The sequence below is a fragment of the Okeania sp. genome (genome assembly GCF_035285525.1).
In the GTDB taxonomy this organism is placed as follows: Bacteria; Cyanobacteriota; Cyanobacteriia; order Cyanobacteriales; family Microcoleaceae; genus Trichodesmium.
On record NZ_JAYKGW010000133.1, the window covers coordinates 1 to 14,949 of the forward strand.

The window sequence follows — 14,949 nt, forward strand, 5'->3', positions numbered from 1 at the left end:
AATTTTTCAATAATAGCAATCTGACAAATTTGTTGAGCTTGTTCCGGTTCAAAATAACGAATAAACTTATGTTCTTCTAGTTTCATTGGATAGTAGATTATGGTGTATTTTTTAGGTTTAGTAGTCAGTAAATTATTTAGTTATTAACTATCAGTTTTATATCTAGTTAATTACTGCATTAAAAGCAATAATCTTCCAGTTGCAAGGAGACGGGTTAACAGAATTTAAGGTTGTTTTTTGTAGTTAAATTTATTCTGATTTAATTAAAAAAACTGTAAGCATTCAGCAGTTAACTAACACTTAGATTCCTCGATCGGAACTTCCTAATTCAGCTTCTAAGACACATATATAAATTTTCTAGCAATTATTGCATGGGTTAACAGATTTATAGTTAAAAATTTAAAATAAAACTGGCTTCAGTCATTAAAAAAACTAGGAGTTAACTGCTGATTACTAATAGCTGGTTGTGCAGCATTCCCCAGGAAATGCTTACATAAAACTTTTGTCTAAAACTCATAAATAACTGATAGCTAAAAACTAAATTTTTACAAAAATAAATGAATTTTCCGAATAATTAATAATTAAATAATTCGCGCCTTTAAGCCTCCCCTTTAAAGGGAAAAAAGCACCGAAAACGTCATTATCTCATCAACCAAAAGAAATATTTTTTTCCTTTTATTCAATCCTCTTCCTTTTCGGGAGAGGTAATTATCAATTATCAATTATCAATTATCAATTATCAATTATCCATTATCAATTATCCATTATCAATTATCAATTATCCATTATCAATTATTCATTATTGAACATCAAACATATCTAGTATCAAAAATTGTAAGTTGTATAGCAATTCTATGTTATTGGAATTTTTATAGCTATAATAAATGATTTGTGAGAAAAAACTGTAGGGGTTTGGCCTCAGAACCCATATCTCAAACTAAAAAAAATAGCTGACCGCTAAATGGTAACTGCTAAATACTTACAATCAAAGAGATAGATAATTTATGTGCGATAACCATCCTTATTTTTTATTATTGAAGATGTCTATTTATTTAACATACTAGGTAGTAACTACTTTAAAACATATAACCCTGCTAATATATTTACCCAATATAAAAACTTTTTTAAGTATTGCATAACAAAAGTCAAAAAGTAAACATTCAGCTATTAGCCATCAGCTCTTCCTATGGAATGCACTCCCATTCAGCAATAATATCCCAACCCTAAGAAAAAGCTTTAAATGAATATAACCTATCAAGTTAGTTTTTATAGTAAAATTTAGTTTACCTCAATCAATAAAGCTTTTATCTAAAACTAAAATCAATAGCTAATACCTGTTTCGCTGCACGACATGGAAAGAGCAACATTCCCTATACGAAAAAGCGGTCGTTTTAAGTCCTTGAACCGACATGAAACGCTGCGCGACATGAAAAGTAAGTAAAGTGGAACTTCCCGGAGGGTGGGATAGATAGGTTCCCTAACCATATCAAATCGACCAAGAGAGCGCAGAGCAGACCCAGGAGGCTAGCTGACTGCTTACATCAGAAGTTAAATTATTACCTTGACTAAGTTACATATTTCCCCTATATAAGCTTAAACATTCAGAAAAATTAGCCAATACAAAAACTTATCAAATGATGCTATAGTAAAAAACTACCACTAGCCATCTAAAATTGCTCTATGTTTGAAGCCCTTGCTGACCGCCTAGAAGTCGCCTGGAAAAAAATAAGGGGTCAAAGCAAAATTACCGACTCCAATATCCAAGAAGCACTACGAGAAGTACGTCGCGCCCTATTAGAGGCCGACGTAAACTTGCAAGTTGTCAAAGACTTTATAGCCGAAGTCAGCGCAGCGGCCAAAGGAGCAGATGTATTAACAGGAGTAAGACCAGATCAACAGTTCATCAAAATAGTCCATGATGAGCTAGTACAAGTAATGGGAGAAACTAACTCTCCCTTAGCAAAGGCTGACCAACCGCCAACTATTGTCCTCATGGCAGGTTTACAGGGGACAGGAAAAACCACCGCCTCAGCCAAATTGGCCTTACACTTAAGAAAGGAAAACCGGAGTGCTCTGCTAGTAGCTACTGACATATATAGACCTGCTGCTATTGACCAGTTAATAACTCTAGGTAAACAGATAGATGTACCCGTATTTCAATTAGGTACAGATACAGAACCTGTAGAAATTGCTCAAAAAGGAGTCGAACAGGCCAAAGCAGATGGTATAGATACAGTAATTATAGATACAGCAGGTCGGCTACAGATAGACCAAAATATGATGGCCGAACTTGCCAGAATCAAAGCATCAGTTAAACCCCAGGAAACATTGCTAGTGGTAGATGCCATGACTGGTCAAGAAGCTGCCACATTAACCCGTACCTTTAACGACCAAATTGGCATAACCGGAGCTATACTGACAAAGATGGATGGAGATACCAGAGGTGGGGCAGCTCTATCAGTTCGTCGAATTTCTGGTCAACCAATAAAATTTGTAGGGGTGGGAGAAAAAGTAGAAGCTCTCCAACCTTTCTATCCAGAAAGAATGGCTTCTCGAATTTTAGGAATGGGAGATGTTCTGACCCTAGTAGAAAAAGCTCAGGAAGAGTTTGACATAGCTGATGCTGAAAAAATGCAAGAGAAAATTCTCTCAGCTAAGTTTGACTTTACTGACTTTCTCAAACAAACCCGACTGATGAAAAATATGGGTTCCCTGGGAGGAATTATGAAATTAATTCCAGGGATGAATAAAATCAGTGAAGATCAGTTACAGCAGGGAGAAACTCAGCTTAAACGGTGTGAGTCTATGATTAATTCGATGACACCCCAAGAGCGTCAAAACCCAGAACTTTTAGCAAAATCTCCTTCTCGACGACGACGTATTGCAGGTGGTTCCGGGTATGTAGAGAAAGATGTTACTAAACTGGTGGGTGACTTCCAAAGAATGCGTTCCATGATGCAGCAAATGAGCCAAGGAGGTATGCCGGGAATGGGAATGCCTGGTATGCCGGGAATGGGAATGCCTGGTATGCCGGGAGGTAAAACACCTCCTGGTTGGCGCAACCAACCAGGTATGATTGGCGGTAAGAAAAAAAAGAAGCAGAAAAAGAAAAAAGGTTTTGGACAGCTTTAACAAAAGGACAGAAACAAAAGCTGAAATATTATCTAGATGTTCTTAAACATAATTTCTGTTCAACATTTTTCATAGTAAAGCCTCAAGAAGAATTGGATTTAAACCATGCTTCTGTTGATGAAGTCTTGTAAAATAAGATTTGGTGAAATTCCCGCTAATTTTAAGCCCTCAGAAAAAATCAGTGTCAAGTCCTTGGGCTACTAATCCTTAGTGAAGTAGAAAGTCTATCTCCAAAACTTAAATTTTAGTTTGGGGAATAATTAGAAGTGGAAATACCATAATAGACATCAAAAGTCAAGAATACCTAGCACCAAATTGTAAAAGTGATAAAAAATATCGAAATGTTACTAGGTTACGACAAAATAATAGCTTATAATTCCAAACAGGAGTAAAATCACTCGAAATGATCAAACTGCGATTAAAGAAATACGGAAAAAAACGGGAGCATAGCTACCGGATAGTAGCCATGAATAGTGACTCCCGTAGGGAAGGCCGTCCATTAGAAGAACTCGGCTTTTATAATCCTAGAACAGATGAAACTAGATTAGATGTGCCAGCAATTACCAGACGCCTAGAACAAGGTGCCCAACCAACAGATACAGTGCGTAATATATTGAAAAAAGCTAATGTCCTTGAATCATCCAGAACCGGAATTAACACCCAAGCAAGCTTATCAGTTTCCCATGCAGAATCGACAGAAGCCATTACCAATACTGAACCGAGCGAAGCAACAACCAATACCGAAACCGACCAAACGAGTGACAGTGAGCCAACTGCCACAGCAACAGTTACCGAGTCTGAGGAACAACCCACAGTCAGCGAATCCTGATTATTCTGAAATAGTTAGATCTGTAATTGAGCCATTTTTAGAGTCGCCAGAGTCTCTACGGGTGGACTGTGAGGTTAATCCTCGGCAAGCCAAAGCTTGGATTCGTTTGGCTTTTGATGAGCCAGAAAAAGGACGAGTATATGGTCGTGGAGGACGTAATATCCAAGCAGTTCGTACTTTGTTAGAAGCGGTAGCTCAAACGGCTGGTCAATCTGTACATTTAGAGATATACGAAGGCCAGCCAGATGTACAACGCTCTTATAATTCTGATTATCCAAGCGATCGAGAAGAAGGACTATATCACAGAAGGGCTATAACAGATAATAATCGCCTTCCTGAACACAGACACAAACTATCTCGGCATCGTGGTACAACTCCCAGTCCCATTAGACTCAAAAGAAATGGACATGAAATGATGTAAAAATCATAACCATAGCAGGCAACAGGGAACAGGTATGGAGGGAACAGCTAGAAAAGTGTTTCCGTGGTCTTTGATTTATTATCAGTCCATGTCCTAACTGCCTTGGCGGTTGCTATAATGCCACCACTAACTTCCATAAGCTATAGTGGGGGCATTTTCAGTTATAAGTGATCGGGTAAGCATTCAGCACTAAAAGCTGACGGCCAATAGCTGAATACTATCCCTAACCAGGAATTTATATAAAAAATTTTTGAGAAAATTATCATAAATATAAATTAAGGTGTTTTGTAAAGATATTTGTGAATAAATTAGCTAATTCCAATGACTCTAGTCAGTTATCAGTTATCAGTACCGACTGCTGAACACTATATTTAACCAGGGATTTAGATCAACTTTTTATGGTTTTTCATAAATTAGGTATTTTGTCAAGACTTTTGTGGAAAAAATTAGCTGATTCCAATAACTCTAGAATTAGGATGAGAGAAATAAATATGTTGGCATGACAGAGGAATTGAAAATAGAATTGTCTAGTATTGATAGCGCGATCGCTCTTTCTGGTTATCAGGAAGAAAATATAAAATTACTAGCCAAGCATACAGGGGCAAATATCGTACTCAGGGGACAAGAATTACTAATAACTGGCACTGACAATCAAATTGAGCGATGCCAGAAAATCATAATTTCCTTAGAAAGCCTATGGAAACAGGGTAAAACTATCACAGGGGTAGAAATTCTCACCGCTCGTCATGCTATTGAGACCAACCGCCAAGATGACCTAGAACAACTTCAGCAAGATATTCTGGCCAAAACTCGCCGTGGACTAGAAATTCGGGCTAAAACTTTTCGTCAAAGAAAATATGTCCAGGCCATTCGGACTCACGATATGACTTTTTGTGTTGGTCCAGCGGGGACTGGTAAAACTTATTTGGGAGCAATTATAGCAGTAAAAGCGCTTTTAGACAACCAATATGAACGACTAATTTTAACTAGACCTGCTGTGGAAGCAGGAGAAAAATTAGGATTTTTACCAGGAGATTTGCAACAAAAAATTAACCCTTATTTGCGACCTTTATATGATGCTCTTTATGAATTAATTGAACCAGAAAAAGTTAATACTTTGATGGAAAAGGGAGTTATTGAAGTTGCACCTCTAGCTTATATGAGAGGTCGAACTTTGAATAATTCTTTTGTCATTCTTGATGAGGCTCAAAATACTACTCCTGCTCAGATGAAAATGGTATTAACTCGCTTAGGTTTCCGTTCAAAAATGGTGGTGACTGGAGATATTACTCAAACAGATTTACCTTTAAATCAAAAGTCAGGATTATCTGTTGCTATTAAGATTTTACGGAATGTTGAAGGTATTTCTATTTGTGAACTATCTCAAGCTGATGTTGTACGAAATCCTTTAGTGCAGAAGATAGTAGCTGCTTATGAAAATTATGAAAAATAGGCTTTTCAGTTATCAGTTAGCCTCCTAGGTCCGAACTGCGCAATTGAGTTATCAGTTATCAGCTAATACGGTTCAGTTAAGGATTTTTTTGGCAGTTTTGTAGTCTGAAAAGCCTATCTCATGGTTTAATATCTTATATCTTATGAGTTTTCGTCTTAACTAAACCGTATTGAGCTATTAGTATCTTTGGCTGTTTACGCAGCATTTTTAAGGAATGCCAGAGGCTTGAAATAAAGTCAACAATGCCAAAAAATCAATAATTAAAATAAATTTTTATCTTATGAATACTAATTTAAAAGAATTTTTAGAAGCTTGTGAACAATTAGGAACTTTACGTTTAATTGTGACAAGTAGTGCTGCGGTATTGGAAGTTAGAGGAAAAATGGAAAAGTTATTTTATGCGGAACTTCCTAAAGGGAAATATGCTAATATACACTCTGATATTTTTGAATTTCATCTGAATATGGATCAGATTAAACAAGTAAAGTTTGAAACTGGGGAAGCCAAACGAGGAAATTTTACTACTTACGCGATTCGCTTTTTAGATAGTCAAGAAAAAGTGGCTTTAAGTGCATTTTTGCAATGGGGAAAACCAGGAGAATATGAACCTGGACAAGTGGAAGCTTGGGAAAAGTTGAGGGAAAAATATGGTGAAGTTTGGGAACCTGTGGCAGTGGAAAATTTAGAAGATTAACTTCTTCCCCACCCCCCAAACCTAGAAACCCGGTTTCTTCTGTTTCAAAACATTAAGAGACAATTTTTACAACTACCTACCTACTCTATAACTCCTATTCGTCCTAACTCCTAACTCTTAACTACTCCCTGATCCCTAATTATCAATAAAATCCTTTTTTTGACAATCATTAAATTATTATGTATGATTATCAATAAATATAAGTTTTTGATAAAATATAGTGGCTCTATACACACCATCTTCATTTAAAGCAGAACTAAATGAAAAAGGATGGCGAATGACTCCCCAAAGGGAAACAATTTTGCACATCTTTCAAAATCTGCCCAACGGCAATCACCTGAGTGCCGAAGACCTTTATAATGTCCTACAAAATCGGGGTGAAAAAATTAGTCTATCTACTATTTATAGAACCCTAAAGTTAATGGCAAGGATGGGAATTCTTCGAGAACTAGAATTAGCAGAGGGACATAAACATTATGAAATAAATCAGCCCCATCCTTACCATCACCATCATCTTGTCTGTGTGCAATGTAACAAAACTATTGAATTTAAGAATGATTCTATCTTAAAGATGGGTCTTAAGCAAGCAGAAAAATCAGGATTACATCTCTTAGATTGTCAGTTAACTATTCATACAATTTGTTATGAAGCTCTGAGAAAGGGATGGCCTTCTCTTGTATCTTCTGATTGGTCTTGCCCACGAGCGTTAGTAGATACAGACAAAAATGAATAGCATCATTTCAGTTATTAGTTAGCCTTCTTTACCTTTCCTTCCGAATGTTTCGCAAACAGAGGAACTTCGCAAACAGCTTTTTCATTTCATTAGATAAACTCGCCCCCAATCATATAACATAACAGCTAACACCTTGCATGAGGGCGGGTTTAGCTGACTCTCAGATTTAGTCCTGTAGGTTGGGTTGAGGAAGGAAACCCAACAATAGCAAGCTTTTTTTTGTTTCACTATCGTACCACTAGGACGAAGCAAGCTAAACTTTTAGATGCGTCAGTCCAGTAGTAGACCGTTTCATCTTAAATAGTTCATTAGTAGGGGTTTGATCCACTATAATATTTAATCTCCAATATCTAATCATGTAACGTAACAGCTAACACCTTGCATGAGAACGGGTTTAGCTGAATCTGAGAGTCAGCAGGGAGGTCTCTGCTGATTTTTCGCGAACCGTAACCCGCCCCTACAGTATTTTTGATCTATAATAGTTAGTCTCCAATATCTTTCGCACTAACTCCATAACTAAGTTGAGCTTTTACCACTGCGGCTCTGGTTTCTGAATTATAAACTCCATTCAATGGACCAAAATACAGCCCTTGTAAACGAAGTCTATTTTGAAGTTTTAATACTTCTGTCTGACTGCCCAAATAATTAACTTCTTCTCCAGAAGCATTTTGACTAACAAACAAAGGATGTTTTAATGCTTGTAATGTATTTCTTTCAGCTACCCCACTAGGAGAAAATCCCATATCTTGCTGAAAACATTTTACGGCAAACTCTGTCCCCGATCCAAATACTCCATCAATGCCTCCTGGATAATAACCCAATTTTGTTAATGAAATCTGGAGTTGTTTTACAGCCGAACCTCGATCGCCTCGTCGCAAAACAGTTAAGCACGAATATTGCCCAGTCATACAATTGTCTCTAGAATTATATACTGGACTCAGATGTGCAACTTGATGAGAATTAAACAGAAAAGCTTGAGTTGTTGGTCCGACTATACCTGTAGGAGTAATTCTATTTCTATTTTGAAAATCAATTACTGCTGTTTCTGTTCTTTGGTCAAAATAGTTACTTATTTGCCCCTGATAATAACCTAAATATTGTAGACGTTGTTGTAATCTCCCAATTTCTGGACCTATATTTCCACGTTGCAGAAATACTCTCTTCTGATGATACCTATCATTAAATAGAAAATCTCTAGTAGTAGCTCCTAACTGACCTGTAGGTGTAATTCTATGAACAGTTTGAAATTTGATGACCGCAGTTTTAGTATTTTGGTCATAAATACTATTGATTGAACCTGTGTAAAAGCCTAATTTTTTTAACTGTCTTTGAATAACTGCTACTTCAGGGCTAATATCTCCCAAAGATAATACTTTTGCAGCATACTTCTGTGATAATCTATGACCATGACTTGTTCCTTTCCTGACAAATAGTAAGGACCAGGTAGTAGGGTCAATTTGACCTGTAGGTGTAATACCATTATCTTGCTGGAAATCTCTGACAGCTCTTTCGGTTATTGGGCCGTAATAGCTAGTTAAGTTAGCAGTGAAATACCTCAGATCTCTAAGTTTTCTTTGCACTGCTGCTACTGTTGTTGATGAATCTCCACGTCTTAAATAGACTGCACTATCAGGAGAAAGAATTGACTGATTTTCTGGTCTAGAGTTAGAAACAAAAGAGTTTGTTCTTAGTGGGACTGGAGCTATTCTATTCTCTTGAGTATGAGTCAAATTAAAATTATTTGTTTCAGGAGGAGAGATATTTGATACCTGAGCCAAAGTAGTATTAATCAGAATAGAATTAATAGTTATTAATGATAAAAAGTTTATATAAGTGAAGCTAGAAAGTTTTTTCCAATTAAGTCCTTTAATAAGTTGGAAATCCTTAATTTCTTCACTCACAAGAAAAAGTTCTAAGTATGCAAGAGATTCCATAAATTTTCTGGGAAGGTTCTTGTTTTTGGCATTAGTGAATTTAGCTATAATTTGTGACAGAAAAAAAATCTTACAACCCATTCAAGATTGCTATATCTTAATTCATAGTTTGATTGACCAAAGCTTATTTTTTATATTAACAAGCTAAATTTAATTTAGTAATTTTCATATGATATCAAATCTGCTGGCTTTGAAGAAGGAAATTTTACCATAATACTGTAGGGGCGGGTTTAAACAGAGACTTCCCTACTAACCCTTAAATTTAGCTAAACCCGCCCTCATCCCAGGTGTTAGCTGTGCCAGTCTAAACAGAGACTTCCCTACTAACCCTGAGATTTAGCTAAACCCGCCCTCATCCCAGGTGTTATACCTATTCTCAAAAACTTTGCTATACTTGGGTTTTCTATTTCTAAATACTATTTATTGACGTAATTGTATTGTTAACTAGCTTTTGTGGTTTTTCTAGTTATTTTTACCACCTTCCAAGTATAGCATTTCTCACAAGTAATGCTATTAGCTGTGCCAGTCCACTGCGTTATCTCAAATCTGCTGGCTAGGGCTAGGGTTTGGAAACCAAACCCCTACTGTTTTAAATTGTAACGATACTACCGGATTTGAGATGATTTTCTGATCTAACATAAACCTTAACTTAATTTATAAAGTTGGGAGGTTATTACCTTGGCTATTCTTATTTTCTAGTTTTTTTGGAACTTGGAAAATTTGATTTACCCCTTTACTAATTTCTTCAATATCATTATTAAAATAGATAGCTTTAATATCTCCTGGCAAATTAGTATTTAGATTATGATATCCTTGCTGTAATAAAGATTTTACCTCTTGGTGTGAAATAGTTTCTCCCTCAGCTTGGAGATAAGCTGCTATTCTGGTTTCACTCCAATGAAAAGTCTGAAACATTAACAAAGTTAACCGCAGTAGAGGAGCTAACCGATCTAATACTTGCCTAACATAACACCATAAAGGTGGTGGGGCTATTTCTAAAGAATAACGAATTGACTCCACAGGAGGCATTTCTTCTTGGTTAATACGAATAGCTGTAATATTTATTAACCAATTCTGGAGAGTATTATTTCCATTTTCTGAGTCCGCTCCTTCTCGTAAATCTAAACCCCGCAGTTCATAGAATATATGTTGCCAAGTTTGGGCAAATAGATAATCTGCTTGAACAGGCGATCGCACAGAATGTTGGATTAAAGTTTGAACTATCATACCATAGCGACAGAAAATTGTGACGAAGTATTTCCCTTGGTCTGGATAGTTTTGAAATAAGGTTAATAGTTCTTGGTCACTATGATGAAAGAGTGATTTAACCATAGGGTGGTTAGATTCAGGAAATTTGTAAGTAGGTTGTGTTTTTAACATAAAGTTGGAAATATTAGATTAATGTTAATGTTTAAAAATCACTATTAATTTAAAATATATAGAACTTACCCAGAAACAAGGTTATATTTTGGTAGGATTATTCAAAATCCATGTTACAAAAATAACTTCTGACTTGATTAAAGGTATTATGGTTATGAGTGAAATATTAACACCTGATTTAGTAGCCCAAGTTCTGACTGTATTGGGTTCCATAGGTTTTGTCTTACTGGCAATCCAAGCATTAAGAGCATTAAAGCAATAGCTAAAATCAGAAATTTGTTCTTTGTAATGCAGGCATCTTGCCTGCTACTATTGTAACTCAATGAAATAAGATTTCCTGTCTTATGAGACTTAGAACTTACCAACCAGTGCAACAATAGTATTAATTCTGAATAGATAAGATTAGCAAGTTAATGGACATTATTGAATTTTTTAAATTAAGTGCAGGTGAATGGTTTTCCCAACGGACGGTTCATAATTTGGTCTCTGGGGATTTGCAAGCAGGTAAATCAGAGGTGAATGTTGAGGTATTGGGAAAAACTGACCCTATATTAATTAAGTTATGTGAACAAAATCAAGTTGATTCCAGTGTAACAGAGTTAATAGGAATCAAGATTTCTTGGAATGGTACAATTAACAAAGAAAAAGTTAAAGATACCGGTTCAACAATACTGATAGTTATTCCTAATTCTGACGACCCCAAGCAAGGTAAATTATTGCCAGATCGAGGTGATGGTAACAGCCCAAAAATTAGTGGTCGCTACATTATGGGAAGTGATGATGTTCTTACTTTGATTACAGAGTCAGAAGGTTTATATGCAGAGGAGCGTTTCTGGTATTTAATACCTAATCTGCGGTTACGCACCAGTGTTATTAAAAAGTCTAATGGTTTTACTTTAGCTTCTTTTTGCTCAGAAATTAGGCGAGTTAAAAGTTAGCAAATGGTTTGATAGTGGGAGCATATTGGTCCTGACTACAAGGACAGAAGAAACCGAGTTTATGGGTTAAATCTGGTTACAAACCCGGTTTCTTGAAGAAACCGGGTTTATGGGTTAAATTTCCACACTTCCTACTCCTGATTTTCTGAAAGCTTTGTTTGTTTTTTGGGTTTTAGTTGATTATCGTGCGATCGCAAATCTTGACTATTTTTCACAACTTCTTTAAGTTTAGTATAAAAATTAGTGTATTTTATATTATATTGATCTGGTTTTACTGGACTTGGCTGCGGTGACAAATTTTGAGCTTTATTTTTCAAGTCTGGTTGAAATGGATTTAAAGGTAAAGAAACAAATTCAGAATGCTCTGGGGATTTTTCTGCTAAAAAACTAGATTGTATTGTTGTTGATAAAGAATCAGTCTCTACCTGATTTGTCATATTTATTAGAACATTTCTAGTAATAATATTTTGAAATTCAGAATTGAAATGATAAATAGGCTGACCACGACGTTTCCAGGATGTTAATATCTGTTGGACAGAGATAGCTTTATACCGCCCCAAATATAATGCCTCAATAACTGCTAAAGAAAGCCACTCCACTTGATAGTTGTTTTGCCAACGAATAACAAGCTCCTCGGATGTTTCATACCCAAGGTCAAAATCATACTTTGTTAACAAAGCCTCTGCTAAAGCAGATATAGATAAAGGTTCGGCCATTTCAGTTAAAAGAGGGAACAGGGAAGACTTAACTGGGAAGAGTCTTATCCAGAAACCGGGTTTCTTCAAGAAACCGGGTTTCTAGGTCTCTTGTTATCAGTTATCAGCTTTTTCAGTTAAAAGAGGGAACAGGGAACACTTAACTGAGAAGAGTCCGATCCAAAAACCCGGTTTCTTGAAGAAACCGGGTTTCTAGGTCTCTTCTTATCAGTTATCAGCTTTTTGGTATAACTGACACCCTGTAGGGGTTTGGTCTCCAATTTATCGGGAACCATTTTTTTCTCTAAGGTTATAACCTTTACCAGTAAACACTTTGATATTTCATCAGCCAGCCCTAATTATTAATTATTAATTATTAATTATTAATTATCAATTATCAATTATCCATTATTCACGAACCACACCACCACCAACAGGACGCACATCTTCATCAGAAAATGGAGTTGTACCACCTTTCCAGTTGAAGTCACTTATCCGCAGGCTAAATGTACCAGTTTGTCGTCTAGGACGAAAACTTAATACTACCCCATAAGTACGACGACTATATTCTAATGTAATTCGATCATCCAAAATATCACCATTTTCTAAATTCACACCAGTCTGATAACCAACCCGAAAACTTTTATAAATTTGTTGGACTAAACCAAACAAAAGGACACTTGTATCTGCCACCCGGTCAAAGAAAAAAGGTGACTCACCACTTAAACTCGTCTGACTATAAGTTATGTTAAATCCAGTATAATCAAAAAAGTCTTTGGAAAAATTCCCAAATTGCCCAATAAATCCAAGACTACCACGGACAAAAGATTGGTCTTCACCATTACTATAAAGGCTAGTAGCACCTGTAAGTCCTAACACCATTCGTACAAATGGAACTACTGGTTTGCTCGTATACTTCAAACCCTCAGTTGGAGTTGCTGGTAATGGTTTACCCTCCCAAATAGTTAGTGGGTATCTCACAGACACTACACCCTGGAAACGACTGAGGTCAGCTCGCGATCTCGGATTGCTATCATCATCATCACTATCAGGTATAGGTTCAAATGGTTGGAGTTCAGTTAACAACTCTCGGCGATCTGTTCTCGCATTAATTGATTGATATCCAGTCTGAAAACTAAGTTCAGCATCAGTTTCACCTATTTTGATCTTGGGGGATGTCAGGACAAAACCCGCACTTGTGTGAACAGTTTGAAATCCTAAACTACCATTAAATAAGCGATCGCGATAACTATACTCCCCAGTCAAATCATAACCTTGGTATGACTGTCTGAGGCGAATACTACCTCGGAAGTCTTCTTCATCCAAGTCAGGAAAATCTTTAAATGTCAAAATTGTAGCTCGTCCTTCTACTTGAGTTGTTGGTGTTATCGCACCATCAACAGAAGCTTTGAGACCAAAAACGTTACCATTTATGGGGGAGTCCCCTTCACCACCAAAAAATGCTCTTTCTAGATAGTATTGAGGAGTTAACTTAATCCTGATCGGACCTGGAATAAAAGGTTCAAATGTACTTTCAATAAATAAACCACCCCTATCTTCTTGATCGTAACCAACCTGGATGGGGAATGGATCTCGTTGTCGGCGATCGATAATTGTTCGTTCCCGAAGTAATGGTACACTAAAACCTTGGTCAAATACTAACCTGGCTTTTTTCGTGATCAGTTCATCCTGAAAGGGAGATAGAGGTCGAAGTGTAGCACGCTCTGACCTTAATTCTACCTCTGGAGGTGAAAATGGGTCATTAGTTAGTCGCAAATTTGTTGCTTCCCAAGTACCAGCACCCAATAAGTTCAGGCGATCAGCTTCAAAACGCATTCGGTTAACTGTTCCTGTCTGCTGGGGTGCTTCTAGTTTTGGTTCAAATGTAAATTTTGCCGCTCCCGCAGATTTGACTTTGGTTGGAGGTTGAGTAGCAGCAATGGTCTCACTCAATGATCTTGCTCCTAATGCTCCTACTCCTTCTGTGGTAGGTAAGGATGATGCACTTTCTTCGGCTTGACCAACAAAAACAACTCCACTTGCTTTTTCGATAGAGCCTCTATCAAGAACGAAGTTATATTCCATCCGTTCCCCAAGCAAAACTTGTTGTCCTTGAGTAAAAATAGTATTTCCAGTTGCTAGAAGTTGACGAGTTATCAGATTAACTTGTACTTTATCAGCACTGACTATTCCTTGACTAAATCTTACTGTCACGTTACCTACTGCAGTAATAAGTTGTTGTTGCTCGTTATATTCTTGACTTTCTGCGGTTACTTCAACTACATCTGCTTGTAAGGGTATTTGGATAGTTTCTCTATCTTCTTTTTTATCCTTTTTTTTATTCTTTGAGTCTTTATTTGGAGATTCTAATATAGAGTTAGGGTTTTTTTCTTTTTTGTCTTCTGATTCTAGGGTATCAGTTTCGCGAGTCGGTTCTTCGTCTTGAGGAAGATTTGGCAGTTCTGCAGTATTATTTTTGCTGGTAGTTTCCTCTATCTGAAGTTTTGTAGAAATTGGTGGTTTTGTGTTACTCCAGCTTTCTAATTTTTTGGTACTATCAAAACTGAATAAATTTTTTGGTTGAGTAGTTTGTGATTTTCTTACGGTTCCCGGCAAATCAGATACAGCATATTCTGAGAAGTCTGAAAATGAAATGGATGAGAATATTGATTTTTGAGTTGGAGATTCTGATGCTGGTACATAGTTAAATTTTTTTTCTTTTTTATCTTCTGATTCTGAG

The 14,949-nt window shown here is 36.5% G+C and carries 11 protein-coding genes and 1 pseudogene; 8 read left to right on the forward strand and 4 right to left on the reverse strand.

Annotation, left to right across the window (positions count from 1 at the left end; all coding sequences use genetic code 11):
- Positions 1-1,680: 1,680 nt before the first annotated feature.
- The 6 genes and pseudogenes from ffh to VKJ25_RS12625 all read left to right on the forward strand — a co-directional run bounded on the left by ffh (position 1,681) and on the right by VKJ25_RS12625 (position 7,262).
- Positions 1,681-3,132 carry a signal recognition particle protein gene (gene ffh, locus VKJ25_RS12600; RefSeq protein WP_324236979.1) on the forward strand — a complete coding sequence of 484 codons (1,452 nt, stop codon included), beginning with the start codon at positions 1,681-1,683 and terminating at the stop codon, positions 3,130-3,132.
- A 403-nt stretch (positions 3,133-3,535) separates the two neighbouring features.
- Positions 3,536-3,805: pseudogene (gene rpsP / locus VKJ25_RS12605) on the forward strand (30S ribosomal protein S16); the annotation flags it as partial.
- 91 nt (positions 3,806-3,896) lie between these two features.
- Positions 3,897-4,382: a KH domain-containing protein gene (locus VKJ25_RS12610; RefSeq protein ID WP_324236980.1), complete on the forward strand. Its 486-nt coding sequence runs from the start codon at positions 3,897-3,899 to the stop codon at positions 4,380-4,382.
- Between the two features lie 499 nt (positions 4,383-4,881).
- Positions 4,882-5,835 carry a PhoH family protein gene (locus VKJ25_RS12615; protein WP_324236981.1) on the forward strand — a complete coding sequence of 318 codons (954 nt, stop codon included), beginning with the start codon at positions 4,882-4,884 and terminating at the stop codon, positions 5,833-5,835.
- 280 nt (positions 5,836-6,115) lie between these two features.
- A complete protein-coding gene (locus VKJ25_RS12620) occupies positions 6,116-6,529 on the forward strand; it encodes a ChuX/HutX family heme-like substrate-binding protein (RefSeq protein ID WP_324236982.1) in 414 nt (137 codons plus the stop codon).
- A 220-nt stretch (positions 6,530-6,749) separates the two neighbouring features.
- The gene (locus tag VKJ25_RS12625) at positions 6,750-7,262 is read left to right on the forward strand and encodes a ferric uptake regulation protein (protein ID WP_324236983.1); all 513 of its coding nucleotides are present in this window, start codon (positions 6,750-6,752) and stop codon (positions 7,260-7,262) included.
- A gap of 482 nt (positions 7,263-7,744) precedes the next feature.
- Here VKJ25_RS12625 and VKJ25_RS12630 read toward each other — a convergent pair whose 3' ends face one another.
- A complete protein-coding gene (locus VKJ25_RS12630; RefSeq protein ID WP_324236984.1) occupies positions 7,745-9,196 on the reverse strand; it encodes a peptidoglycan-binding domain-containing protein in 1,452 nt (483 codons plus the stop codon).
- 654 nt (positions 9,197-9,850) lie between these two features.
- Entirely contained in the window at positions 9,851-10,528 is a 678-nt protein-coding gene (locus tag VKJ25_RS12635) for a sigma-70 family RNA polymerase sigma factor (protein WP_324236985.1), read from the reverse strand.
- 136 nt (positions 10,529-10,664) lie between these two features.
- Between VKJ25_RS12635 and VKJ25_RS12640 the strand changes: the two genes are divergently transcribed.
- A complete protein-coding gene (locus tag VKJ25_RS12640) occupies positions 10,665-10,838 on the forward strand; it encodes a hypothetical protein (RefSeq protein WP_324236986.1) in 174 nt (57 codons plus the stop codon).
- Positions 10,839-10,989: 151 nt separating this feature from the next.
- Entirely contained in the window at positions 10,990-11,514 is a 525-nt protein-coding gene (locus VKJ25_RS12645) for a phycobiliprotein lyase (protein WP_324236987.1), read from the forward strand.
- 131 nt (positions 11,515-11,645) lie between these two features.
- Here the strand turns inward: VKJ25_RS12645 and VKJ25_RS12650 are convergent, their stop codons facing one another.
- Positions 11,646-12,230 carry a hypothetical protein gene (locus VKJ25_RS12650; RefSeq protein WP_324236988.1) on the reverse strand — a complete coding sequence of 195 codons (585 nt, stop codon included), beginning with the start codon at positions 12,228-12,230 and terminating at the stop codon, positions 11,646-11,648.
- Positions 12,231-12,617: 387 nt separating this feature from the next.
- Positions 12,618-14,949: DUF3769 domain-containing protein (locus VKJ25_RS12655; protein WP_324236989.1), on the reverse strand; the 2,332-nt coding region annotated here is incomplete at its 5' end.

Coding starts and splice junctions, on each gene's coding strand:
- ffh (WP_324236979.1), top strand. CDS start 1,681: ATGTTTGAAGCCCTTGCTGACCGCCTAGAAGTCGCCTGGAAAAAAATA.
- VKJ25_RS12615 (WP_324236981.1), top strand. CDS start 4,882: ATGACAGAGGAATTGAAAATAGAATTGTCTAGTATTGATAGCGCGATC.
- VKJ25_RS12620 (WP_324236982.1), top strand. CDS start 6,116: ATGAATACTAATTTAAAAGAATTTTTAGAAGCTTGTGAACAATTAGGA.
- VKJ25_RS12630 (WP_324236984.1), bottom strand. CDS start 9,196: ATGGAATCTCTTGCATACTTAGAACTTTTTCTTGTGAGTGAAGAAATT.
- VKJ25_RS12635 (WP_324236985.1), bottom strand. CDS start 10,528: ATGGTTAAATCACTCTTTCATCATAGTGACCAAGAACTATTAACCTTA.
- VKJ25_RS12645 (WP_324236987.1), top strand. CDS start 10,990: ATGGACATTATTGAATTTTTTAAATTAAGTGCAGGTGAATGGTTTTCC.
- VKJ25_RS12650 (WP_324236988.1), bottom strand. CDS start 12,230: ATGGCCGAACCTTTATCTATATCTGCTTTAGCAGAGGCTTTGTTAACA.